Raw genomic sequence first — 23,612 nt, forward strand, 5'->3', positions numbered from 1 at the left:
TTACTCCTCCCCCAGGATCTGCGGCACCTTGAAACGCTGCTGCTCCTGGGCAGGGGCGCCGGAGAGCGCCTGCTCGGTGGTCAGCGACGGACGGACCTCGTCCGGGCGCATGACGTTGGTCAGCGGCAGCGGGTGGGAGGTCGGCGGGACGTCCTGTTCGGCGACCTCGGAGACGCGGGCGACCGCGCCGATGATGTCGTCGAGCTGGGTGGCGAAGTGGTCGAGCTCTTCGCCCTGCAGCTCCAGACGTGCCAGCCGGGCGAGGTGAGCGACCTCCTCGCGCGTGATGCCAGGCATGCAGCGATCCTCAGGGTGAGTGTGTAGGTTTCGGGGCCAATCCTATGGCCTCCGGCCGACGGCCCGCCTGACCGTTGTTTCCGGGCCGGGGAACCCACCCTGCGCGGCCCTCAGGTGACCGCGTCCTCCTCGGCCTGCGAGGCCGCCCCGGCGTGCAGGGCCTCGGTCTCCCGGCGCCAGCCGCCCTCCTGGCGGAGCCGGAGCCAGGCCGTCGTCTCGTCCGGCGGCATCGCGGCCGCCACCAGCCAGCCCTGGACCGCGTCGCAGCCCAGGTCCCGCAGCCGCTCCCAGGTCTCGTCGTCCTCGACGCCCTCCGCGACCACCAGCAGGCCCAGGGAGTGGGCCAGGTCCAGGGTGCAGCGGACGATCTCGGCGTCCTCGTTGTCGATGGCGAGGCGGGCCACGAAGGAACGGTCGATCTTGAGCTCGCTCACCGGGAGGCGGCGCAGGTGGACGAGCGAGGAGTAGCCCGTGCCGAAGTCGTCCAGGGACATCTTGACGCCGTGGCCGGTGAGGCCGGCGAGGGTGTCGGCGGCGCGCTGCGGGTCCTCCAGCAGGACGTGCTCGGTTATCTCCAGCTGCAGCGCCCCCGCAGGCACCCCGTGCCGGGCGAGACGCGCCGCCACCGAGCCCGCGAAGCCGGGCGTGTGGACGTCGCGCGGCGAGACGTTGACGGCGACCGGCACCTCCAGGCCCATCGCCCGCCACTTCGCGACCTGGCCGAGCGCGGTCTCCAGCACGTACTCGGTCAGCCGCGGCATCAGCCCGGACGACTCGGCTATCGCGATGAACTCGTCCGGCGAGACCCGGCCCCGCTCCGGGTGCACCCAGCGCACCAGCGCCTCCAGGCCCTCGACGTGGCCGTCGAAGCCCACCTTCGGCTGGTAGTGCAGCTCGACCTCGCCGGCGTCCAGCGCACGTCGCAGATCCCCCAACAGCCCCAGCCGGTCGGGGGTGTTGCCGTCGCGGCGGGCCTCGTAGACCTCGACGCCGCTGCGGTCCCGCTTCGCCTGGTACATCGCCACGTCGGCCCGGCGCAGCAGGCCTTCGGCGTCGAGTGCGTGGTCGGGGTAGACGGCGACGCCGGCGCTCGCCTCCAGGACGAGGGTGAGCCCGTCGAGGTCGAGCGGCGAGCCGAGGGTGCCGACCAGTGAACGGGCCACCCGCTGGGCGCTGGTGAGGGAGTCGGCGGTGGGCAGCAGCACCGCGAACTCGTCGCCGCCGAGCCGGGCGGCCTCCGCGTCGCGCGGCAGGGCCAGCCGCAGCCGGTCCGCTATCTGCAGCAGCAGCCGGTCGCCGGCGAGGTGGCCGAGGGTGTCGTTGACGGACCGGAAGCGGTCGAGGTCGATCAGGACCAACGCGGCCCGGGTGCCCGCCTGTTCGGCCTCGTCCAGGGCCGTCCAGGTGCGCTCCAGCAGCCACTGGCGGTTGGGCAGCCCGGTGAGCGGGTCGCGCAGCTGCTCCTCGGCGCGGGCGCGGGCTATCCACAGCGTGGAGTCCAGCGCGATGAGCGGCACCGCGAACAGCGGGAGCAGCAGCGGCGAATGGTCGGCGACCACGGCGATGAGCGGGGCGATGCCGAGCAGCGCGCCGCCGACGAGGGCCTGCCGCACCAGGGCGGCCCGGGCGACGCTGGTGAGCGCCACCCGCGGGGCCATGGAGTACCACAGCAGGGAGCGGGTGACGGCGAGGTAGACGAAGGCCGCCAGGGCGATCCGGGGCGCGGCGGACAGCTGCCAGCTGTCCGGCGGCCAGGGGGACTCCACGCTGGCGCTGACGCCGCATCCGGCGAGCGCCAGCCCGGCCGCGGCGATGCCGAGGATGTCGACCGCACCGTGGAGTAAGGCCTGCCGCCAGCGGTGCCGGCGGGCGGCCGCGACGAGGGTGACGACCGCGATGCTCACCAGCGCGGACGGGAGCCAGCCGTAGAGCAGCAGCACGGCCAGCGTGAGGGCGGCACCGGAGCCGGTGCCGCCCCACCAGCGGTCCCGGCCGAGGGCGACGAGATGGGCGACGATGAGCGCGGTGAGGGTGGCCAGCGACCAGCCGGTCGTGCCACCGGGGAACAGGGCCCGGCCCGTGCCGGCCGCACGGGCCGTTCCGGCCGTGAACGCGAGTGCGGCCGCGGCCGTGCAGACCGTCGGCAGCGCGGGTGGGCGGAGCCTGCGCAGCCGGGATGCCGGTTCGGCGCTGTCGGTGGGTTTCATGCCCGTCCCTCTCACAGCCGGCGGTGCCCGCGCCACGGCAGGCGCACATCTCAACAGTAGGCCGCAGAAGGCTACGGCGGGCAGCGATCGGCAGCGGTTGCCCGAATGCGATCCGGCCTTCTGCAGCCGTCCAGCAGGCGCTGTAGGGGTAATGCCCACTGACTATGCGGGCATTACTCCGCCGGGGTGGCCTCCTGGGGCACGGCAGCCGCGCGCGCCGCCTCGGGCCCGTCCCCGAGCAGGACGGCGAAACCGTCCTCCTCCAGCACGGGAACCTTCAGTTGCATCGCCTTGTCGAACTTCGAGCCCGGGTTGTCCCCGACGACCACGAAGTCCGTCTTCTTCGACACCGAACCCGTCACCTTCGCCCCCCGGCTCTGGAGTGCTTCCTTGGCCGCGTCCCGGGTGTGGGTGGAGAGCGTACCCGTGACGACGACGGTCAGTCCGGCGAGCGGGCGGGGGCCCTCGTCGGCCCCGGCCTCCTCCTCCATCCGGACGCCGGCGGCCTTCCACTTCTCCACGATCTCGCGGTGCCAGTCCTCGGCGAACCACTCGCGCACCGAGGCGGCGATGGTGCCGCCGACGCCCTCGACCGCCGCCAGCTCCTCCTCGCCCGCCTCCGCGATCCGCTCCAGCGACCGGAACTCGCGGGCCAGCGCGACGGCGGCCACCGGGCCCACGTGCCGGATGGACAGGCCGGTGAGCACACGGGAGAGCGGGCTCTGCTTGGCCTTCTCCAGCTCGCTCATCAGCCGCTTGGTGTTCTCCTTGGGCTCGGCGGGCAGCGTGCGCTTCTCCTCGCCGCGGCCCACGGTCTTCTCCTGGCCGTAGAAGTACGAGGCGAGGACACGGTCGTCCTCCTTCGCACCCTTTCGGGTGTCACGGCGCCACATCTTGACGTCGCGCAGGTCCTCGACCTTGATGTCGAACAGGTCGGCCTCGCTGGACAGCGCCCGGGGGCCCTCGTCGGGGCTCGTGAGTGCGCGGACCGTCTCCTCGCCCAGCGCCTCGATGTCCAGCGACTTGCGGCCGGCGAGGTAGAAGATGCGCTCGCGCAACTGGGCCGGGCAGGAACGGGCGTTGGGGCAGCGGAGGTCGATGTCGCCCTCCTTCATCGGCCGCAGCCCGGCCCCGCACTCCGGGCACTCGGCGGGCATCACGAACTCCCGCTCCGTGCCGTCCCGAAGGTCCACCACGGGGCCCAGGATCTCGGGGATCACGTCGCCCGCCTTGCGCAGCACGACGGTGTCGCCGATGAGGACGCCCTTGGCCTTGACGACCTCCTGGTTGTGCAGGGTGGCGAACTCGACCTCGGAGCCGGCCACCGTGACGGGCTCGACGACCGCGTACGGCGTGACCCGGCCCGTGCGGCCGACGCCCACGCGGATGTCCACCAGCCTGGTGTTGACCTCCTCCGGGGGGTACTTCCAGGCGATGGCCCAGCGCGGGGCGCGCGAGGTGGAGCCGAGCCGCCCCTGCAGGGGCACCTCGTCGAGCTTGACGACCACGCCGTCGATCTCGTGCTCCATGGAGTGCCGGACGTCCGGGTCGCCGTAGTGCGCGATGAACTTCCGCACGCCGTCCAGGGAGTCGACGACCTTGGCGTGCGCGGCCGTCGGCAGACCCCACTCGCGCAGCAGCTCGTAGGCGTGCGACTGGCAGTCGATGTCGAAGCCCTCGCGGGCGCCGACGCCGTGGACCACCATGTGCAGCGGGCGGGTGGCCGTGATGCGCGGGTCCTTCTGGCGCAGCGAACCGGCCGCCGCATTGCGCGGGTTGGCGAAGGGGGGCTTGCCGGCCTCCACCAGGCGGGCGTTGAGCTCCTCGAACTTCTCCATCGGGAAGTAGACCTCGCCGCGCACCTCGACGAGCGCGGGGATGCGGTCGCCCTTGAGACGGTCGGGGATCTCGGAGATCGTGCGGACGTTGGGCGTGATGTCCTCGCCGGTGCGGCCGTCGCCGCGGGTGGCGGCGCGGGTGAGCCGGCCGTGCTCGAAGGTGAGGTTGACGGCGAGGCCGTCGACCTTGAGCTCGCACAGGAAGTGGTAGGCGGTGCCCTCGCCGTCACCGATCTCCTTGGCGATGCGCTCGGCCCAGGCGGTCAGTTCCTCGTCGTCGAAGGCGTTGTCGAGGGAGAGCATGCGCTCGCGGTGCTCGACGGCAGTGAACTCCGTCTCGTACGCGCCCGCGACCTTCTGGGTCGGGGAGTCCGGGGTGCGCAGCTCCGGGTGCTGCTCCTCCAGGGCCTCCAGCGAGCGCAGCAGCTTGTCGAAGGCGGCGTCGCTGATGACCGGGGCGTCCTTCACGTAATACCGGAAGCGGTGCTCCTCGATCTGCTCGGCCAGCCGAGCGTGCTTCTCCCGCGCCTCCGCGGGCACCGTGGCCTGCGCCGCGAGCTCGTCGAGCTCCTCGCCCCGCTGTTCGACAGCCACCGTTCCGTCCTCCCGTTGCTCCATGCGTGCCGTCACTCCGGGTTGTCCGCGAGCGATCGGGCCGCCCGGACGCAGTGCTCCAGGGCCCGGCGGGCATATGCGGGCGAAGCACCCGCGAGCCCGCACGACGGAGTGACCACCACGGACTCCGCGAGGGTCCCCGGTGCCAGCCCCAGCCTGCGCCACAGCGTCCTGACACCCATGACGCTACCGGCAGGGTCCGACAATGGACCGTCCGTGCCGGGCACCACGCCCGCGAAGAGCGTCGTGCCCGCCTCGACCGCCTCACCGATCGCATCGTCCTCACGCTCGGTGAGGAGGGAGAAATCGAACGAGACTCCTGCGACCCCCGCGCGGCGCAGCAGCGCGAAGGGCACGCCGGGGGCGCACGAGTGCACGACGACCGGGCCGTCCGCGACCGCGACGACGTCCCGCAGCGCCCCCTCGACCACGGCCCGGTCCACGGCCCGGTAGGTGCGGTAGCCGCTGGCGGTACGGATCTGCCCGCGCAGCACGGCGGTGAGCGAGGGCTCGTCGAGCTGGAGCACCACCTGCGCGCCGGGCACCCGGCGGCGGACCTCGGCGAGGTGGTTGCGCAGGCCCTCGGCCAGCGAGCCGGTCAGGTCGCGGCAGGCGCCGGCGTCGTTCAGCGCGGCCTCGCCGCCGCGCAGTTCCAGCGCGGCGGCGAGGGTCCAGGGGCCGACGGCCGAGACCTTGAGCGTGCCCTCGTACCCCTGGGTGAACTCCTCCAGGGCGTCGAGGTCCTCGCCCAGCCAGGAGCGGGCCCGGCGGGTGTCCCGGCCGGGCCGGTCGCCGATCCGCCAGCCGCTGGGCTCGACGTGGGCGAAGACCTCCACCAGCATCCCGGCGGTCCGGCCGATCATGTCGGCTCCGGGCCCGCGGCCGGGCAGCTCCGGAAGGTACGGCAGGGTCTCCAGCGACCCGGAGACGGTCTTGGCGGCCTCGCGCGCATCGCCGCCGGGCATCGACCCGACCCCGGTGGCGGTTCCGGGGGCGACGGAAAAAGTGTTCTTCTCGCTCACCCCGGAAGGGTACTCAGGCCCCCGAGTACCCGGGCCGCACGGACAGGTCGTTGATCTCGGCGTCCCGCGGCAGGTCGAGCGCGAGCAGCACGGTCGCGGCCACCGAGCGCGGGTCGATCCAGCGGTACGCGTCGTACTCCTGGCCCTCCTGCTGCCGCACCTTCTGCTGCATGGGCGTGGCCGTGCGGCCCGGGTAGACGCTGGTGACCCGTACGCCGTTGCCGTGCTCCTCGTCGCGCAGCGCGTCGGCGAGCGCCTTGAGCCCGTGCTTGCTGGCCGCGTACGCGCCCCACCCGCCGTTCGCCCGCAGCCCCGCACCGGAGTTGACGAAGACGACGTGCCCCTTGGAGACCCGCAGCTGGGGCAGCAGCAGCCGGGTCAGCTCGGCGGGGGCGACGAGGTTGACGGCGAGGGTGCCGTTCCAGGTCTTCGGGGTGAGCTCGCCGATCCCGCCGAGGTCGACGACCCCGGCGATGTGCAGCAGCGAGTCGATCCGGTCCGGCAGGGTCTGGTGGCCGAGGGCCCAGGAGAGCCGGTCGGGGCTGCCCAGGTCGGCGACGAGCGTGTGCGCGCCGGGGAAGCGGCCGGCCAGCTCCTTGGCCCGCCCCACGTCCCGCGCGAACAGCCACAGCTCGTCCCCGCGCTCCAGCAGTTGCCGCGCAACGGCCTCGCCGATGCCGGAGCCCGCGCCGGTGATCACATGTGTAGCCATGGGTAACAGCTTGCCCTACCGACCCGCGACGACGCTGTTCAGGTAGGCGAGGGCGCTCGCCCCGTCCTCGGCGAAGAACACCAGCTCGGCGAGGGGCAGCGGCAGGAACCCCTCCTCCTCCATCCGCCGGAACTGCTGCTCCAGCCCGTCGTAGAACCCGGCCGTGTTCAGCAGCACGACGGGCTTGGTGTGCAGCCCGTGCTTCTTGAGCTCCAGGATCTCGGTCGCCTCGTCGAGCGTGCCGGTGCCGCCGACCATGACGACGACGGCGTCACCGCGGGCGAGCAGCCCCGCCTTGCGCTCGGCGAGGTCCTTGGCGACGACCATCTCGTCCGCGTTCCGGCGGGCCTTGGCGGCCAGGAACTCGACGGAGACGCCGACCAGCCGGCCCCCGTTCTCCTGCACGCCGTCCGCCATCACCTTCATCAGCCCGGACTCGGAGCCGCCCCACACCATGGTGTGGCCGCCCTTGCCGACGAGTTCGGCGAACTCGCGGGCGGGAGCGGTGTAGTGGTCGGGCAGGTCGGCGGCGGAGCAGAAGACGGTGATTTTCATGGGGGTTACGGTACGCGTGGGGTCGATGGGCCGATGTCCGGGATCCCCGCTACGCTCGCACCATCCCGATACCTCGACAAGGAGCAAGCCGCATGCCCACCAGGACAGTTGACATCACGACCCCCGACGGCACGGCCGACGCCTTCCTCGCCGTCCCCGACGACGGCGGCCAACACCCCGGCGTCCTGCTCTACATGGACGCCCTCGGACTGCGCCCGGTGATCCACGCACTGGCCGAGCAACTGGCCGCCGAGGGCTACTGCGTCCTCGCCCCGAACACCTTCTACCGCCAGGGCCGCGCGCCCCTGTTCGAGGTGCCCGATCTGAGCGCCCCCGGGGCCCGCGAGGCGTTCTTCGGGTACCTCGCCCCGATGATGCAGCAGCTCACCGCCGAGCGGGTGCGGAGCGACGCCGACGCCTACCTGGACTTCCTCGCCGCCCAACCCGAGGTCCACCCCGGCCCGGCCGGGGTCGTCGGCTATTGCATGGGCGCGGTCCTCGCGGTGCGCACGGCGGCGTCCCGCCCCGACGACGTGGCCGCCGTGGCCGGCTTCCACCCCGGCCGCCTGGTCGACGAGACGCCCGACAGCCCGCACCTGCTCGCCCCGCGGCTGCGTGCCGAACTCCTCTTCGGCCTGGCCGAGCAGGACGCGCCCATGCCCGAGTTCGACAAGGCCCTGGACGCGGCCGGGGTCCGCTGCACCTCCGAGGTCTACCCGGGCACGGCCCACGGCTTCACGATGTCCGACACCCCGGTCTTCAGCCCGTCCGGAATCCAGCTGCACTGGGACCGGCTGCTGCCCTTCTTCGCCCGGACGCTCAGGGCCGGGTGATCCGTCGAGGGGGGTGGCGGTCGAGCGCCTGGGCGCGGACCTGGCAGAGCGGATCGTCAGCGTGATCGTGTACTGATCATCGATGGGCCGCCCGCAGGGCAACCCGCTCCGTCGCCGCGATCGTCGCCGACCCCACCACCCGCGTCCCGTCGTACAGCACGATCGCCTGCCCCGGGGCCACGCCCCGGACCGGCTCCGAGAAGCGGACGCGGATTTCCTCCCCCACCGGCTCCGCCGTGACCTCCGTCTCCCCGCCGTGGGCGCGCAGCTGGGCCGTGTACGTGCCCGCCTCCGTGGGGGCGACCCCGCACCAGCGCGGCTTGATCGCGGTCAGGGCGATCACGTCCAGCGCCTCCACCGGGCCCACCGTCACCGTGTTGTCCACCGGCGAGATGTCCAGGACGTAGCGCGGCTTGCCGTCCGGGGCCGGGTGGCCGATGCGGAGGCCCTTGCGCTGGCCGATGGTGAAGCCGAAGGCGCCCTCGTGGGTGCCGACCTTGGTGCCGGACTCGTCGACGATGTCGCCCTCGGCCTTGCCCAGGCGCTTCGCCAGGAAGCCCTGGGTGTCGCCGTCCGCGATGAAGCAGATGTCGTGGCTGTCGGGCTTCTTCGCCACCGCCAGGCCACGGCGCTCCGCCTCCGCGCGGATCTCCTCCTTGGTGGTGATCGTGTCGCCCAGCGGGAACATCGCGTGGGCGAGCTGCCGCTCGTCCAGCACGCCGAGGACGTACGACTGGTCCTTCGCCATGTCGCTCGCGCGGTGCAGCTCGCGCGTGCCGTCCTCGTTCAGCACGACCGTCGCGTAGTGGCCCGTGCACACCGCGTCGAAGCCGAGCGCGAGGGCCTTGTCCAGCAGCGCCGCGAACTTGATCTTCTCGTTGCAGCGCAGGCAGGGGTTGGGGGTGCGGCCGGCCTCGTACTCCGCGACGAAGTCCTCGACGACGTCCTCGCGGAAGCGCTCGGCGAGGTCCCAGCAGTAGAAGGGGATGCCGATGACGTCCGCGGCGCGGCGGGCGTCGCGGGAGTCCTCGATGGTGCAGCAGCCGCGGGCGCCGGTGCGGAAGGATTGCGGGTTCGCCGACAGGGCCAGGTGCACGCCGGTCACGTCATGTCCGGCCTCGGCGGCTCGCGCCGCGGCGACGGCGGAGTCCACTCCGCCGGACATGGCGGCCAGTACGCGGAGCCCCTTGCGGGGGGCCTGGGAGTCGGGGGCACCGGGGAAGTCAGTCATAGCCTCTCCAGGGTACGGTCCCTCGGCTGCGGGCCGTCACGGGCTGGTCGCGCCCACGCGGCGGAGCCGCATATCGATACAGCCCCGCGCCCCTTGCGGGGCGCGGCCCCCTCAGCTCAGCCCCGCGCTCCTCGCCCGTTCCACCACCGGTCCGATGGCCTCCACCACCGCCGCCACGTCCTCCCGCGTCGACGTGTGACCCAGGGAAAACCGCAGCGTCCCCCGCGCCAGCTCCGGATCCGTCCCCGTCGCCAGGACCACATGGCTCGGCTGGGCCACCCCGGCCGTGCAGGCGGAGCCCGTCGAGCAGGCGATGTCCTGCGCGTCCAGCAGCAGGAGCAGCGAGTCGCCCTCGCACCCCGGGAAGGAGAAGTGCGCGTTGGCCGGGAGCCGGCCCGCCGGGTCCGGGTCGCCGCCCAGGACCGCGTCCGGGACGGACCTCCGCACGCCCGCGATCAGCTCGTCCCGCAGGGCGCCCACCTCGCGCGCGAACTCCTCGCGCCGCTCGGCGGCCAGCGCGCCCGCGACGGCGAAGGCGGCGACGGCCGGCACGTCGAGCGTGCCGGAGCGCACGTGCCGCTCCTGGCCGCCGCCGTGCAGCAGCGGTACGGGCGCGTACTGGCGCCCGAGCAGCAGTGCGCCGATCCCGTACGGGCCGCCGATCTTGTGGCCGCTGACCGTCATCGCGGCGAGCCCCGAGTCGGCGAACCGCACGTCGAGCTGGCCGAAGGCCTGCACCGCGTCGGCGTGCAGCGGAATGCCGAACTCGGCCGCCGCGTCGGCCAGTTCGCGCACCGGCAGCACGGTGCCGATCTCGTTGTTGGCCCACATGACGGTGGCCAGGGCGACGTCGGCGGGGTTGCGGACGATCGCCTCGCGCAGCGCGTCCGGGTGCACGCGCCCGTAGGAGTCGACCGGCAGGTATTCGACGGTCGCGCCCTCGTGCACGGCGAGCCAGTCGACGGCGTCGAGCACGGCGTGGTGTTCCACGGGGCTGGCCAGGACGCGCGTACGGGCCGGGTCGGCGGCGCGGCGGGCCCAGAACAGGCCCTTCACGGCGAGGTTGTCCGCTTCGGTGCCGCCCGCGGTGAACACCACTTCGCTGGGGCGCGCGCCGAGCGAGGCGGCGAGCGACTCGCGCGCCTCCTCGACGGTGCGGCGCGCCCGCCGCCCGGCGGCGTGCAGCGAGGAGGCGTTGCCCGTGAGGGCGAGCTGGGCGGTCATCGCCTGCACCGCCTCAGGGAGCATCGGGGTGGTGGCGGCGTGGTCGAGGTAGGCCATGGTGGGCACGATTCTACGAGGCGGCCCGCCGGGCGGTACCGGGCGTCCCGGCCGTGCGCGGAGCGGCGTTTGCGTTGGAGCGCACTCCAACTCCTACGGTCATGTCCATGAGCAACGGGAACGGCATGGACAACCGGCAGGACACGGCCCTCGGCGAGCGCTACGAGCGCGGCCTGGCCATGCTGGACGCGGTCGACGGCGAGGCCGGCCACCGCGTCGTCGAGTCCCTCGCCGACATCTCCCCGGAGCTGGGCAACCAGGTCATCTCCTGGGCCTTCGGCGAGATCTACGCCCGCCCGGAACTGGCCCCGCGCGAGCGCCAGCTGGTCACGCTCGGCATGCTGACCGCCCTCGGCGGCTGCGAGGCCCAGCTGGAGGTGCACGTCAACGGCGCACTGAACGTGGGCCTGACGCCGACGGAGGTCGTCGAGGCCCTGCTGCACTCGGCGGTGTACTGCGGCATCCCCAAGGCCCTCAACGCGACGTTCGTGGCCAAGAAGGTCTTCGCCGAGCGCGGGCTGCTGCCCGTGGGCAACTAGGACGCGCCCCGCCCTACATGATCACTAACGTCGTTCCCATGACGCACTCCGACACCGGCGAACGCGACGAACTTCTGCGCGCCCTCGCCGATCAGCGGCGCATGGTCCTCATCGCCGCGCAGGGAATCGACGACGCGCAGGCCGCCGAGCGCACGACCGTCAGCGAACTGACGGTCGGCGGGGTGCTCCACCACCTCACCCGGGCCGAGCGGGTCTGGACCCACGTCATGACCGCGGGCGACGGCTCCACCCCGGACGGCATGTGGGACATGGACCAGTACCGCATGCCGCAGGGCGGCACGCTGCGGGACATGGTGGCCGCGTACGAGGCGGCGGCGAGGGACACCGACGCGGCAGTCGCCGTCCTTCCCGGCCTCGGCGCGGTGGTCCCGCTGCCGGAGGCGCCCTGGGCGCCGGGCCGGCAGGAGCACTGGCCCGTGCGCCGGATCCTGCTGCACCTGCTGCGGGAGACGGCCCAGCACGCGGGCCACGCCGACATCGTCCGCGAGGGCCTCGACGGCGCGAGCACCACCGCGCGCCTCGGCGCCTGACGCCCGACCTGCGAACACGACACGGAGACTTCCCATGGACTTCACCACCGACCCCCGCCCCCTCTTCGCCCGCGCCACCGGCCAGTTGGCCGGACTGGTCGCGGCCGTGCCCGCCGGGCGGCTCGGCGATCCCACGCCGTGCGAGGAGTTCGACATACGCGCCCTGCTCGCGCACCTCGTCGGCGGCCTGAACGCCGGTGCCAGCCTGGGCGAGACCGGAGAGCCCCGGCGGATCGCCCCGGTCGCGGACGTGCCGGACGACGGCTGGGCCGCGGCCTACGAGGCGGGCCGGGCGCGGCTGGCGGCGGCCTGGGCGGACGATGCCAAGCTCGACATGCCCGTCGCCGTGCCGTGGGGCGAGATGCCGGGCCGGGCGTACCTCGCCTCGGGATGCGTGCTGGAGACCGTCGCCCACACCTGGGACCTCTCGCAGGCCCTCGGCCACCCGCTGCCGCTGGACCAGGAGCTCGGGGAGTACGCGCTGGAGTGGGCCCGCGAGAAGCTGACCGCCGACCGGCGCGGCGAAGGGGTGCCGTTCGGGCCGGTGCAGCCGGCCCCGGAGGGGGCGGACGCGTACACGCGGCTGGCGGCCTGGCTGGGCCGGACGGTCTGAGAGAGGGCTCAGACCTCCTCGGCGGCCGCGCTCCTGCGGTGCCAGGCGCGCGGCGCACGCCAGTGGTAGTGCATGGCCAGCAGCCGCAGGACGAACGCGGTGACGACCGGCACCGCGGCGGTGGGGCCGTTGAACGCGCCGTAGCGGATCAGCAGGGCGGCGATGACCGCGCCGACCATGGCGGGCACGGCGTACAGGTCGCGGTCCCAGCGCAGCAGGGACGGCACCTCGTGGGCGAGTATGTCGCGCAGCACGCCGCCGCCCACGGCGGTGGCCAGGCCGAGGGTGGCGGCGAAGGGCAGGCCGAGCCCGTGGTTGTAGGCCTTGACCGTGCCCGCCACGCAGAACAGCCCCAGCCCGGCCGCGTCGAAGACGCCCACCGCCTTGGTGATCCGCTCGACCTCCGGGTGCAGGAAGAAGACGATCAGCGTGGCGACCAGCGGCGTGACGAAGTAGCCGAGGTCGGTGAAGGCCGCGGGCGGCACGGCCCCGATGATCAGATCTCGGAGCAGCCCGCCGCCCAGCGCCGTGACCTCCGCCAGAACCGCCATGCCGAAGACGTCGAAGTTCTTGCGGACGGCGAGCAGCGCGCCGGAGATCGCGAAGACGAAGATCCCGGCAAGGTCCAGCGAGTGCTGGACGGTGGGACTGAACAGATCGGTGAGCACGCGACATTCTTACTCGTCGCGTACACGATTACTGCAGCGCAGGCTTTCCGGGGCTCGACAGCCAGGTGGCGAACAGATCGCCGAGGTCCTTGCCCGAGATCTTCTCGGCCAGCGCGACGAACTGGGCGGTGTTCGCGTTGCCGTACCGGTGCTGCGCGGTCCAGGCGGGCAGCAGCTTGAAGAACGCCCTGTCGCCGATCCGCTCGCGGAGCATCTGCAGGGTCATCGCCCCGCGCTCGTAGACCGAGTCCGAGAACATGGTGTCGCGCTGCGGGTCGGCCACGTCGATCTTCCAGAACGCATCGTCCGGCTTGTAGCCGTCGTACGCCTTCCGGAAGGAGTCGTGGGCACTGCGGGTGCCCTTGTGCTCGTCCCACAGCCACTGGGCGTAGGTCGCGAAGCCCTCGTTGAGCCAGATGTCCTTCCAGCGCTCGACGGAGACCGAGTCGCCGAACCACTGGTGGGCGAGCTCGTGGACGATCGTGGTCTCGCTGCGCACCGCCGAGTAGATCGGCTTCGACTGCACCTCCAGGGAGAAGTGGGCGTCCGGCATGTCGTCGACGATCGCCCCGGTCTCCTCGAAGGGGTACGGGCCGAAGATCTTGGACCAGTAGTCGGTGGCCGCCGCCGTGATGCCCCAGAAGTCCGTCTTGCCGGTCTGCAGGCCCTTGTTCACGGCGACGTACTCCGGAATGCCGCCGGGGGTCTTCCCCGTCCGCACGTCGAACTTGCCGATGGTGGCGGTCGCCAGGTACGTCGCCATGGGGCGGCTCTCGCGCCAGTGGGTGACGGTGGTCGCACCGCGGTCACGGGTGGAGATCAGCCTGCCGTTGGAGACGGCGGTCAGGCCCTTGGGCGCCCGGACCGTGATGTCGAAGGTCGCCTTCTCCGACGGGTGGTCGCTGGACGGGAACCAGGTGGAGGCCGCGTTGGGCTCGCAGGCCACGAAGACGCCGTCCTTGGTCTTCATCCAGCCGTACTTGGACCCGAAGATGATCGGGCCGCCGAGCGCCTGCGGGATGCCGCCGTAGGTGACGGTCACCGTGAAGGCGCGGCCCTTGGCGAGGGCGTGCCGCGGGGTGATGACGAGCTCGTCGCCGTCGTGCCGGAAGGCGGCGGGGCGGCCGTTCACCACGACCTTGGAGACGTCCAGCTGCTGGAGGTCGAGGTCGAAGGAGGACAGGCTCTGGGTGGCCCGCGCGGAGACGGTGGTGCGGCCGTCGAGTCTGCCGGTGTCCGGGGCGTACGAGACGTCGAGGTTGTAGTGCCGGACGGTGAAGCCTCCGTTGCCCTCGTGGGGAAAGTAGGAGTCACCGATGCCGGGCGCCCCCGGAGAGGGATGCGTGGCGGGGGCTGCGGATATCAGGCATGCGGAGGCCGCGGCGGTGGCGAGGGCGATGAGTCTGGTGCGGGCCATGTGGGCTTCCTTCGGGGCGGGTTGCTCTGTCGCGGCGACTCTTCCCACGCAGAAGCCTCGTCATGCACATGCGCAACGCACCCCGCCATGGCGCCCCGCCCTCGCGCCCCGCTCCCGCGCCCCGAAGGGGCGCGGGGCTGTTACATTTGCGGCTCCGCCGCGTGGGCGCGACCGGCCCAAGACAACCCGCACCCGCCCTACTCCGGGAAATGACAGGCCACTTGGTGGCCGGTCCGCAGCTCCAGGAGCGGCGGCTCCTGTTCCGCGCACACCTCGGCGGCCTTCCAGCACCGCGTCCGGAACCGGCACCCCGAAGGCGGCGAAATGGGCGACGGCACATCACCCTTGAGCAGAATCCGGTCCCGCTGCGTGCGCCGCCGAGGATCCGGCACCGGCACCGCCGACAGCAACGCCTTGGTGTACGGATGCGCAGGCGCCGTGTACAGCGACGTCCGGTCCGTCAGTTCCACCAGCTTGCCCAGGTACATCACGGCGATCCGGTCGGAGACGTGCCGGATGACCGACAGGTCGTGCGCGATGATGACGTACGTCAGGCCCAGTTCGTCCTGGAGGTCGTCCAGCAGGTTGACCACCTGCGCCTGGATCGACACGTCCAGCGCCGACACCGGCTCGTCGGCCACCACCAGCTTCGGCTTGAGCGCGAGCGCCCGCGCGATGCCGATGCGCTGCCGCTGGCCGCCGGAGAATTCGTGCGGATAGCGGTTGTAGTGCTCGGGGTTGAGGCCGACGAGCTCCAGCAGCCCCTGGACCTCCTTCTTCACCCCGCCCTCGGGGACGAGCCCCTGGAGCTTGAAGGGGGCGCCGACGATCGTGCCCACGGTGTGCCGGGGGTTCAGCGAGGAGTACGGGTCCTGGAAGATCATCTGTACGTCGCGCCGCATCGGGCGCATCCCCGCGACGCCGAGGTGGGTGATGTCCCGGCCCTCGAACTCGATCCGCCCCGCGGTGGGTTCGAGCAGCCGGGTGATCAGCCGGCCCATGGTCGACTTGCCGCAGCCGGACTCGCCCACCACGCCCAGGGTCTCCCCCGTGCGCACGTCGAAGGTGAGGCCGTCCACGGCCTGCACCGCACCCACCTGGCGCCGCAGTATCCCCTTGGTGACGGGGAAGTGCTTGACCAGCCCCTCCACCGCGAGCAGGGGTCCGGGATTCGTCATGGCTCCGTCCTCCACGGCTTCCTTCACAGCTTGGGCGCAATCTCTTCGGTCCAGATGCGCGTCCGCTCCTCGTGCGCCAGGTGGCAGGCGGAGTAGTGCCCGTCCTCGCCGGGCACGACCGTGAGCTCGGGGCGCTCGGTGCGGGTGATGTCCCCCTCGGGCACGTCCGCGTACGGGCAGCGCGGGTTGAAGGCGCAGCCCTCGGGCACGTTGATGAGGCTGGGCGGGGCGCCCTTGACGGGGATCAGCCGGTCGGTCTGTTCGCGGTCGATGCGCGGCATCGAGCCCAGCAGGCCCCAGGTGTAGGGGTGCCGGGGGCGGGTGAAGAGCGCTTCGGCCGGTCCGCGCTCGACGCAGCGGCCCGCGTACATCACCAGGATGTCGTCGGCCAGTTCGGCGACGACGCCCAGGTCGTGGGTGATGATGACGACGGCCGAGCCGAACTCCTTCTGCAGGTCACGGATCAGGTCGAGGATCTGCGCCTGGACGGTCACGTCGAGGGCCGTGGTCGGCTCGTCGGCGATGAGCAGTTCGGGGTTGTTGACCAGCGCCATGGCGATCATGGCGCGCTGCCGCATGCCGCCCGAGAACTGGTGCGGGTAGTCGTCGGCGCGGCGGTCGGGCTGCGGGATGCCGACCCGGTCCAGGAGCTCGACGGCCTGTTTGCGGGCTTTCTTGCGGTCCACGGCATGGTGGACGCGGTAGGCCTCGACGATCTGTGCGCCGACCGTGAAGTAGGGGTGCATGGCCGACAGCGGGTCCTGGAAGATCATGGCCATCCTGCTGCCCCGCAGCCGGCGCACCCGGTCGGGGTCGGCGCCGATCAACTCCTCGCCGTCCAGCCACACTTCGCCGGAGATCCGGGCCCGCGCCGTGCGGTGCAGGCCCATGACGCCGAGCGAGGTGACCGACTTGCCGGAGCCGGACTCGCCGACGATGCCGAGTGTGCTGCCGCGGCGCACGTCGAAGCTGACGCCGTCCACGGACTTCACCAGGCCGTCGTCCGTATCGAAGTGGATCTTCAGGTCCCGGACGGAGAGGAAGACGTCCCCGGCCTCCCCGGTCCGGTCGTTCGGCTCGCTCACGAGTACCTCACCCTGGGGTCGATGGCCGCGTAGACCAGGTCCACCAGCAGATTGCAGACGACGATGAAGAAGGCGGCGACCAGGGTGACGCCCATGACGACGGGCAGGTCGTTGTCGCGGATGCCGGAGACGGCGTACTCGCCGAGTCCCTTGAAGGAGAAGACCTGTTCGGTGATGACCGCACCCCCGATGAGCAGGCCGAAGTCCATGCCGAAGATGGTGACGATCGGGGTCAGCGCGGCGCGCAGGCCGTGCTTGGCGACGACGACGTTCTCCTTGAGGCCCTTGGCGCGGGCGGTGCGGATGTAGTCCTCGCTCATCGTCTCCAGCATTCCGGCCCGGGTGAGCCGGGCGTAGAGGGCGGAGTAGAGGAAGGCGAGGCTGCACCAGGGCAGCAGCAGGTTCCAGGCCCACTCGGCGGGGTTGTCGGTGAAGCTGACGTAGTTCACGCCCGAACTCCACAGCGGCCACTGGACGGTGAAAATCGCCAGGCCCAGCATGCCGGTGAAGAAGATCGGCAGCGAGACGCCGGCCAGTGCGACGCCCATGGACAGCCGGTCGAAGAACGAACCGCGCCGGAGTGCGGACAGCACGCCCACCGCCACACCGGACACCAGCCAGATCACGGCGGCACCGACGGCCAGCGAGAGGGTGACCGGGATGCGCGAGGTCAGCTGCGGCCAGACCTCGATGTGGTTCTTGAAGGAGTAGCCGAAGCAGGGCGCCGAACAGTGGGCCGCGTCCGGGCCGAAGCTGTAGTCGGCGCCGGCGAAGATGGCCTTGACGAAGTGCCAGTACTGCTCGTAGATCGGCTGGTCGAGGCCGAGGTTGTGCTTGACCGCGGCGACGGAGGAGGGGTTGGCGTCCTTCCCCACGTACTGCGCGGCCAGCTGGTCCACCGTCTGCCCGGCGATCCGGGGGACGAGGAAGAAGATCGCGAAGGTGACTGCGCTGACCACCAGCAGCAACAGCACCGCGGCGAACACGCGTCGGATGATGTACGCGGCCACAGCTGTGCGGCGCCGGGCCCGCCGGACGGGGATCCGTCCGGCGGCCGCCGGGGTGCCTTCACCTGCCTTTCGGGTGCGGGCGGCGGAACGATTCCGCTGCGTGCCTGCTGCTTACTTGGAGACGCTCATCAGCGCGTAGTCATACATGCCGAGGTACGCCTGGGTGACCGTGACGTTGGCGGCGCTCGCGGGACGGAAGAGCAGGTTCTTGCGGTAGACCAGGGGCACCGCCGAGGCGTTGTCGGCGATCAGCTTGTCGATCTCTCCCCAGGCCTTCTCGCGCGCGGCGGCGTCGGTGTTCTTGATGGCGTCGTTGAGCATCTGGTTGACCTTGGGGTCGTCGAGCTCCTGGACGTTGTTGCCGCCGGACGGCTTGATGGCCGCGCCGTTGGCGATCTGGTCCAGGAAGCCGAAGCCGGTGGGCCAGTCGGCGCCCCACGCCGTCATGATCATGCCGAGGTCGTGGCTGTGCACGTAGTCCGGCACCCCGGCGAAGTTGGTGAAGTACTTGCCGGTGGGGAAGGACTTGATCTCGGCCGTGATGCCGATCTTCTTCAGCGAGGCCTGCACCGCGGTGGCCATGGCCATCTCGGCGGGCCGGTCGGAGCGCGCCGTCAGGTTGGTGGTGAAGCCGTTCGGCCGGCCGCACTTGGCCAGCTCCTCCTTGGCCTTGGCGACGTCGCCCTTGCCGCCCGGCGTGGGGTACTCGTCGAACTTGGTGTAGCCGTTGACGTTCGGCGGCAGCAGCGTGGTGGCCACGTCACCCTTGGGCGCGCCGCCTGCCGCCTCCTGCACGGAGGCCCGGTCGATGCCCCACTGGACGGCCTTGCGGCAGTCGATGTTGTCGAACGGCTTCACGTGCACGTTGAGGCCGATGTAGGACGTCGCACCGGCGTAGGAGGAGTCCGTCTGCTTCTTGTACTTGGGATCCTGCAGCACCTTCGGCTGGGTCTGCGGGGCGACGCCGGTGCCCGCCGCATCGACCTGCAGGCTGTCGTTGAGCAGGTTGTTGTCGATGGTGACCTGGTTGACCTTGAAGCTGATCTCGACCTTGTCGGGCAGCGCCTTGCGGATCGGGTCGGTCTTCGGGTCCCACTGCGGGTTGCGCACCAGCGTCGCGCCCTTGCCGTCCTCGTACGAGGAGAACTTGTACGGACCCGAGGAGACGATGTGCTTGACGTAGTCGGCACCCTTGTCGGCCTTCTGCGGCACGGGAGCCGTCTGCGGGAGCATCGTCAGGTAGTCGAAGTCCGCGAAGCCGTCCTTGAGATGGAAGACGATCGTCCGGTCGTCCGGGGTCTCGATGGACTTGATGCCGTCGGGGCTCTTGTCCTTGTACGGACCCTGGTACTTGTCGCCGTCGACCAGGTGCGCCTTGAAGTACGTCGGCCCGTTGGACAGCGCCTCGGGCGCGAAGTTGCTGCGCTCGACGGCGTACTTGACGTCCTTGGACGTGATCGGGGTGCCGTCCTCGTACTTCACGCCCTGGCGCAGCGTGTACGTCCACGTCTTGGCGTCCGCGCTCGGCTTGCCCAGCGACTCGGCGAGGTCCGGGACGATCTGCAGCCCGGCCTTGCCGACCCCCGGCTTGAAGGTGGTGAGCGAACGGGCGTACAGCCGGGCGAAGTTCTGCACCCAGCCGTAGTAGGTGTTGCCCGGGTCGAGGGAGTCGGGCACGTCGGACAGGGCGAACTTCAGCGTCCCGCCCTTCTTGTCGGACGTGTTGACGACGGAGGTGAGGGCCGCGTCGGTCGCGGAGCTGCCGCCGCCCTTTCCGCCGCTGCTCTTGGACCCGCCCCCGCCGCAGGCCGTCGCCCCGAGGGCCAGGACCGCGGCCGCGGCTATCGCGGCCGTCGCTTTGCTTCTCTTCACCTGAGGAACGCCTCCTCGGTCGATGACGGTACGGCGGACCGGCAGGCGGCCGCTCAAGAGGTCTGTCGCGCTGATCACTTGCTGCGGGGGTCGAGCGCGTCGCGCAGCCCGTCGCCCAGCAGGTTGAAGGCCAGGACCGTGACGAAGATGGCCAGGCCCGGCACGATCATGTACTCGGGATCGGCCTGGTAGAGGTCCGTCGCGCTGGTGAGCATGCCGCCCCACGAGGCCTGCGGCGGGGCGATGCCGACGCCGAGGAAGCTCAGGGCGGCCTCGAAGAGGATGTTGGTCGGGATCAGCAGCGTCGAGTAGACGAGGATCGGCGCGACCAGGTTGGGCAGCAGCTCCCGGAAGAGGATGAACGGACCGCGCGCGCCGAGGCTTCTGGCCGCCTCGACGAACTCCCGCTCCCGCAGGCTGAGCGTCTGCGCCCGCACGATGCGGCCCATGTAGGGCCAGTTGAAGAAGCCGATCACGAAGATCAGCACGCTGATCCGCAGCGGCAGCCCCGAGAGCCCGAAGGCGCCGTCCTGCAGGGCGGCCGAGATGGAGATGGCGAACAGCAGCAGCGGGAAGGCCAGGAAGGTGTCCATCGTCCTGCTGATCACGCTGTCCACCCAGCCGCCGTAGAACCCGGCGACGACGCCGAGCACGGTGCCGATGGCCACCGAGAGCACCGTGGCGCCCGTGGCGACCAGCAGCGAGACCCAGGACCCCTCGATGACCCGGGCCAGGATGTCGCGCCCGTACTGCGGGTCCACGCCCAGCGGGTGCTCCCAGCTCATGCCGCCCCAGGCGCCCTTGGGCGCGAGCAGGGACGGGTCGATGAGGTCCTGGTGGAAGGTGTTGGGGTCCAGGCCGAAGACGGACTCGATCGGCTTGGCCAGCGCCGCCAGCAGCACCAGCAGGATCACCACGATCCCGCCGGCCACGGCGACCCTGTCCCGTTTGAAGCGGATCCAGGCGATCTGGTAGAGCGAACGCCCTTCGATCTGGCTCCTCTTCGCCCCGGCGAGGACAGCCTCGGGCTGCGCGCCGGCAGCGGACCCGGTGGTCTCGATCGGTGCTGTCATCGTTGCGGGGACCCCCCTCGCCACCGGAGTGGCCGGTTCACATCACTGGTGCGGTTGGTGCGCAAAAGTGGAGCGATGGTGCGGGGTGGTGCAGATGATGCCGATGGTGCGGAAACCTCACACGGAACAGGTCGTACACAGGGCCGAATGCCCTTTGAAGCGGGAGTCTTCAATGTGGCCGCGATCACTCGCCAGACCCGGCCCCCAAAGGATGCGCAACCGTGATGTGCGTAGGGAGGTTCCGTTATACGGACGGACGGGCCCCCTCAACGGAGGGGTAACCTGCGGTGACGTACGGCGAGTTGGCGGGTCAGTACGCCCCGGCCTGCCAGCCGTGCTGCGGCGGGTAGCCGTATCCGGACACCGGGGAGGGCGCGGCGGGGGCCGGGGTGCCGCCGCCGTAGGCGTCACGGTCGTAGAAGGGGTGGGCGTTGGCACGCATCCACATCGCGACGGGGTCGTACTCGTCCGCGAGGGAGACCGTCGACACCGGCAGCCCGTCCGGCACCGCGCCGATCGACTGCTGCATCATCAGGCGCACCGACTCCACGGCGGCCCGGGAGGTGTCGTACAGGTCGAGGCCGATCGCCAGGTACGCGGCGCCCAGCGCGGGCTGCACCCAGGCGCGGCGCAGCGCCCGGACGACGGGGGTGGTGCGGGCGTTCTGCGCCAGCAGCGCGTAGAACTGCGGGATGTCGGAGGCGGGTTCGCTCAGCCGCAGCGGGCCGGCCGGCAGCCGCTCCAGGCCGCCGGTGATCCGGCGCAGGTCGAGCCAGGGGATGCCGACACCGCCGCCGGGCGCATGGGGGTTGAGCCACAGGCCCCAGCGGTCGGGGTAGAGCGCGGCGGCGACGGACCGGCCGGAGACGACCTCGTGGGCACGGTTCCAGCCGCTGGCGGCGAGCTCCTGCGCGGACGTCACGCACGGCGCGTAGCCCAGGCCGTCGACCTCCATGTTCCCGTACTGCGCGTCGGGCGAGCCGGCCTGACCGTGCCACAGCAGCATCCACACCCGGCCCTCGGCCACGGCCCGCAGCAGCGCCTCATAGGTGTCGTACCGTCCGGGCGCCACCTGGCGCAGCACCTGCTCCACGCCGCTCTCCGCGCCCGCGCTCACCTGGTCCGCCTCTTCTCTCGGCACGGGGAGCGCGGCCGCGCTCCCCGTGTTGGTCGTCCAACCAGCTTACGAGCCCGCGGCGGCGGGCACGGGTGCTGTCACAGGTCACGGTCGTAGAACGGACGCACCTGGGCGCGCATCCAGTCGCCGACCGGGTCCTGGGCGACGTCGAGGAAGACCAGCTGGACGGGCCAGGGCACCGGCGCCGTGCCCAGCGCGCGGCCGACGGCCGCCATGGCGGCCTCGCGGCTGCCCGGATCGGGAAGGTCCAGTTCGATCCCCACGAAGAGGGCCGGATCCGCACCCTCGATGCTCGCCAGGGCGCGCCGGGCCGTCCGGACCGGGCCGGTGGCCGCGAACTCCAGCCCGGCGGCGGCGAGGAAGGCGGTGGGCTCCTGCTGCCAGTCCGGCGGGAAGAGCCGGACGCGGCCGCCGGTGGCGTCGCCGTCCAGCACCGTGCGCCCGGCCCGGCACAGCTCGGCCACGGCCGGCGGCGGCAGCGGCACCGTGACGGTGCCCTCCGGGTTGACGGCGATCCCGACCTGCGGCGGCAGGCCCCGGGCGAACTCGACCGCGGGTGCCACGGCGAAGTCGGTGCGGTCGCCGACGACGCGGCGGAACTCCTGCTCGGAGCTGAACACCGGGACGTACGCGGCCCCGTCGAGCTCCAGCGCGGGGAGGTCGAGATCGGGGCTGTCGGCGCCGCCGCCGTTGGGCAGCGGGATCCACACGCTGCTGCGCGCGAGCACCTCGACGATCCGGGGCCCGGCCCCGGCCACCCCGACCGACGCGGCGAGCACCGCCTCCAGCTCGTTGGCGGGCCAGTCGTAAGGGCGTTGCTCAGGGATGCGCACCTGCGAACCTTAACGGCTGCGCCTGGGCCAAGTCGGATCTGGGGGCGCCGACTCCCGCTCGCTCGGCTGCGGGTCCGCTGTGGCTGGTCGCGCAGTTCCCCGCGCCCCTTCGGGGCGCTAGCCGAACGTGATGACCCGTACCGCGTCCGCCGCGTCGCGGTCCAGGACCGCGACCGACACCACGCCCCGCGGCAGGCGCCCCGCGGCGGCCCCCGCGACCAGCCGCCCCATCGCCCGCCGGTGCCGCGCGAACACCCGCCGCGACACGCGGCGCCCCCGCCGCATCTGCCCCTCCAGCGCCACCGCCGGCTCGACGACCAACAGCAGCAGGTGCAGCGCACCCCCGCGCCGCCGCACGCCCCGCGCCAGCCAGCGCCGCACCAGGCCCACCCGCCCGCTGTCGTGCACCACCACGCTCCCGCCCGCCTGCAGGGCACCCCGCAGCGCCGCGAAGTGCAGCACCCGGGCCACGGGCCGGTAGAGCCCGTACGGCAGCCGGCCCGGCAGCCGCCGCTCCAGCCGGAGCCGGGAGTCCTGCGAGTCGACGCACCGCACCGGCGCCCCCGCCTCGTCCATCGGGGCCACCGCCCGCCGGATCAGCGTCGTCTTCCCGCTGCCGGGCAGCCCGGAGACGACCAGCAGGTCGCCGGCCGGGTACCGCAGGTCGACCACCTCCGTCATGGCACCTCCCACCTGCCGATACCCGCAGAACGTAAAAGAAAGGTAATCCAATTCACGGGGGAGCATCCGGTCCATCGCACGGTCGTACGTGCAATGATGTGCGCGCCAACGCAGGACCGGCACGACCAAACTGCATACCGGCCGCTCGAATCCGTGCGGGAGAGTCCCGGGCACCGCCCGGGCGCCGAAGGAGCAAGTTCCTCCCTTGAATCTCTCAGGCCCCGATACCGCACGGGCGAGGCAGATCTGAAAAGCGGGCCGCCCGTTGCGGCGGCCCCACCCAAGGTGCAAGCCGGGGATCCTCCCGGTGAACCTCTCAGGTTCCGATGACAGATGGGGAGGACGTCCTCACTGCCATGCCTG

22 protein-coding genes and 2 riboswitches are annotated in these 23,612 nt (G+C 71.9%); of the genes, 4 read left to right on the top strand and 18 right to left on the bottom strand.

Annotated features, from left to right (window positions below; translation table 11 throughout):
* The 6 genes from gatC to ACLHRZ_RS21150 all read right to left on the bottom strand — a co-directional run bounded on the left by gatC (position 1) and on the right by ACLHRZ_RS21150 (position 7,246).
* Positions 1-297 (bottom strand): Asp-tRNA(Asn)/Glu-tRNA(Gln) amidotransferase subunit GatC, encoded by a 297-nt coding sequence (gene gatC, locus ACLHRZ_RS21125; protein ID WP_490420050.1) that lies wholly within the window; start codon positions 295-297, stop codon positions 1-3.
* Positions 298-407: 110 nt separating this feature from the next.
* Positions 408-2,504, bottom strand: a complete 2,097-nt coding sequence (locus tag ACLHRZ_RS21130) for a putative bifunctional diguanylate cyclase/phosphodiesterase (protein WP_490420051.1) — start codon at positions 2,502-2,504, stop codon at positions 408-410.
* Positions 2,505-2,677: 173 nt separating this feature from the next.
* On the bottom strand, positions 2,678-4,936 hold the full coding sequence (gene ligA, locus ACLHRZ_RS21135) for an NAD-dependent DNA ligase LigA (RefSeq protein ID WP_490420052.1): 2,259 nt from the start codon (positions 4,934-4,936) through the stop codon (positions 2,678-2,680).
* Between the two features lie 32 nt (positions 4,937-4,968).
* A complete protein-coding gene (locus tag ACLHRZ_RS21140; protein WP_490420053.1) occupies positions 4,969-5,979 on the bottom strand; it encodes a methionine synthase in 1,011 nt (336 codons plus the stop codon).
* 13 nt (positions 5,980-5,992) lie between these two features.
* Entirely contained in the window at positions 5,993-6,691 is a 699-nt protein-coding gene (locus ACLHRZ_RS21145; RefSeq protein ID WP_490420054.1) for an SDR family oxidoreductase, read from the bottom strand.
* A gap of 15 nt (positions 6,692-6,706) precedes the next feature.
* Complete coding sequence (locus ACLHRZ_RS21150) at positions 6,707-7,246, bottom strand: LOG family protein (protein WP_490420055.1); 540 nt, start codon at positions 7,244-7,246, stop codon at positions 6,707-6,709.
* Between the two features lie 92 nt (positions 7,247-7,338).
* Between ACLHRZ_RS21150 and ACLHRZ_RS21155 the strand changes: the two genes are divergently transcribed.
* On the top strand, positions 7,339-8,079 hold the full coding sequence (locus ACLHRZ_RS21155) for a dienelactone hydrolase family protein (protein ID WP_490420056.1): 741 nt from the start codon (positions 7,339-7,341) through the stop codon (positions 8,077-8,079).
* A 76-nt stretch (positions 8,080-8,155) separates the two neighbouring features.
* Here the strand turns inward: ACLHRZ_RS21155 and mnmA are convergent, their stop codons facing one another.
* A complete protein-coding gene (gene mnmA / locus ACLHRZ_RS21160) occupies positions 8,156-9,310 on the bottom strand; it encodes a tRNA 2-thiouridine(34) synthase MnmA (protein ID WP_490420057.1) in 1,155 nt (384 codons plus the stop codon).
* Positions 9,311-9,421: 111 nt separating this feature from the next.
* Entirely contained in the window at positions 9,422-10,591 is a 1,170-nt protein-coding gene (locus ACLHRZ_RS21165) for a cysteine desulfurase family protein (RefSeq protein WP_490420058.1), read from the bottom strand.
* 125 nt (positions 10,592-10,716) lie between these two features.
* Between ACLHRZ_RS21165 and ACLHRZ_RS21170 the strand changes: the two genes are divergently transcribed.
* The 3 genes from ACLHRZ_RS21170 to ACLHRZ_RS21180 are packed head-to-tail and all read left to right on the top strand — an operon-like array spanning position 10,717 to position 12,294.
* Positions 10,717-11,130, top strand: a complete 414-nt coding sequence (locus ACLHRZ_RS21170) for a carboxymuconolactone decarboxylase family protein (RefSeq protein ID WP_490420215.1) — start codon at positions 10,717-10,719, stop codon at positions 11,128-11,130.
* 38 nt (positions 11,131-11,168) lie between these two features.
* Complete coding sequence (locus ACLHRZ_RS21175; RefSeq protein WP_490420059.1) at positions 11,169-11,681, top strand: DinB family protein; 513 nt, start codon at positions 11,169-11,171, stop codon at positions 11,679-11,681.
* A 34-nt stretch (positions 11,682-11,715) separates the two neighbouring features.
* Positions 11,716-12,294 (top strand): TIGR03086 family metal-binding protein, encoded by a 579-nt coding sequence (locus ACLHRZ_RS21180; RefSeq protein WP_490420060.1) that lies wholly within the window; start codon positions 11,716-11,718, stop codon positions 12,292-12,294.
* An 8-nt stretch (positions 12,295-12,302) separates the two neighbouring features.
* On the opposite strand, the gene ACLHRZ_RS21185 is transcribed toward ACLHRZ_RS21180, so the two are convergent.
* From ACLHRZ_RS21185 to ACLHRZ_RS21230, 10 genes are all read right to left on the bottom strand, one after another.
* The gene (locus tag ACLHRZ_RS21185) at positions 12,303-12,962 is read right to left on the bottom strand and encodes a trimeric intracellular cation channel family protein (protein ID WP_490420061.1); all 660 of its coding nucleotides are present in this window, start codon (positions 12,960-12,962) and stop codon (positions 12,303-12,305) included.
* A 28-nt stretch (positions 12,963-12,990) separates the two neighbouring features.
* A complete protein-coding gene (locus ACLHRZ_RS21190) occupies positions 12,991-14,379 on the bottom strand; it encodes a M1 family metallopeptidase (protein ID WP_490420062.1) in 1,389 nt (462 codons plus the stop codon).
* A 197-nt stretch (positions 14,380-14,576) separates the two neighbouring features.
* The gene (locus tag ACLHRZ_RS21195; protein WP_490420063.1) at positions 14,577-15,557 is read right to left on the bottom strand and encodes an ABC transporter ATP-binding protein; all 981 of its coding nucleotides are present in this window, start codon (positions 15,555-15,557) and stop codon (positions 14,577-14,579) included.
* Positions 15,558-15,580: 23 nt separating this feature from the next.
* Positions 15,581-16,642: an ABC transporter ATP-binding protein gene (locus tag ACLHRZ_RS21200; protein WP_490420064.1), complete on the bottom strand. Its 1,062-nt coding sequence runs from the start codon at positions 16,640-16,642 to the stop codon at positions 15,581-15,583.
* Positions 16,639-17,652 carry an ABC transporter permease gene (locus tag ACLHRZ_RS21205; RefSeq protein WP_490420065.1) on the bottom strand — a complete coding sequence of 338 codons (1,014 nt, stop codon included), beginning with the start codon at positions 17,650-17,652 and terminating at the stop codon, positions 16,639-16,641. Before ACLHRZ_RS21205 ends, ACLHRZ_RS21200 begins: the two co-directional genes overlap by 4 nt.
* A gap of 111 nt (positions 17,653-17,763) precedes the next feature.
* Positions 17,764-19,524, bottom strand: a complete 1,761-nt coding sequence (locus ACLHRZ_RS21210) for an ABC transporter substrate-binding protein (RefSeq protein WP_490420066.1) — start codon at positions 19,522-19,524, stop codon at positions 17,764-17,766.
* A gap of 74 nt (positions 19,525-19,598) precedes the next feature.
* The gene (locus ACLHRZ_RS21215; RefSeq protein WP_490420067.1) at positions 19,599-20,597 is read right to left on the bottom strand and encodes an ABC transporter permease; all 999 of its coding nucleotides are present in this window, start codon (positions 20,595-20,597) and stop codon (positions 19,599-19,601) included.
* Positions 20,598-20,907: 310 nt separating this feature from the next.
* Entirely contained in the window at positions 20,908-21,714 is an 807-nt protein-coding gene (locus tag ACLHRZ_RS21220; RefSeq protein ID WP_490420068.1) for an enhanced serine sensitivity protein SseB C-terminal domain-containing protein, read from the bottom strand.
* 98 nt (positions 21,715-21,812) lie between these two features.
* Positions 21,813-22,568, bottom strand: coding sequence for an enhanced serine sensitivity protein SseB (locus tag ACLHRZ_RS21225; RefSeq protein WP_490420069.1), 756 nt, complete (start codon positions 22,566-22,568; stop codon positions 21,813-21,815).
* Between the two features lie 117 nt (positions 22,569-22,685).
* Complete coding sequence (locus ACLHRZ_RS21230; RefSeq protein WP_490420070.1) at positions 22,686-23,249, bottom strand: AAA family ATPase; 564 nt, start codon at positions 23,247-23,249, stop codon at positions 22,686-22,688.
* A 146-nt stretch (positions 23,250-23,395) separates the two neighbouring features.
* Positions 23,396-23,489, top strand: a riboswitch (glycine riboswitch).
* A riboswitch (glycine riboswitch) is annotated at positions 23,490-23,592 on the top strand.
* Positions 23,593-23,612: the final 20 nt, after the last annotated feature.

It is taken from the genome of Streptomyces sp. AM25, from assembly GCF_058146165.1.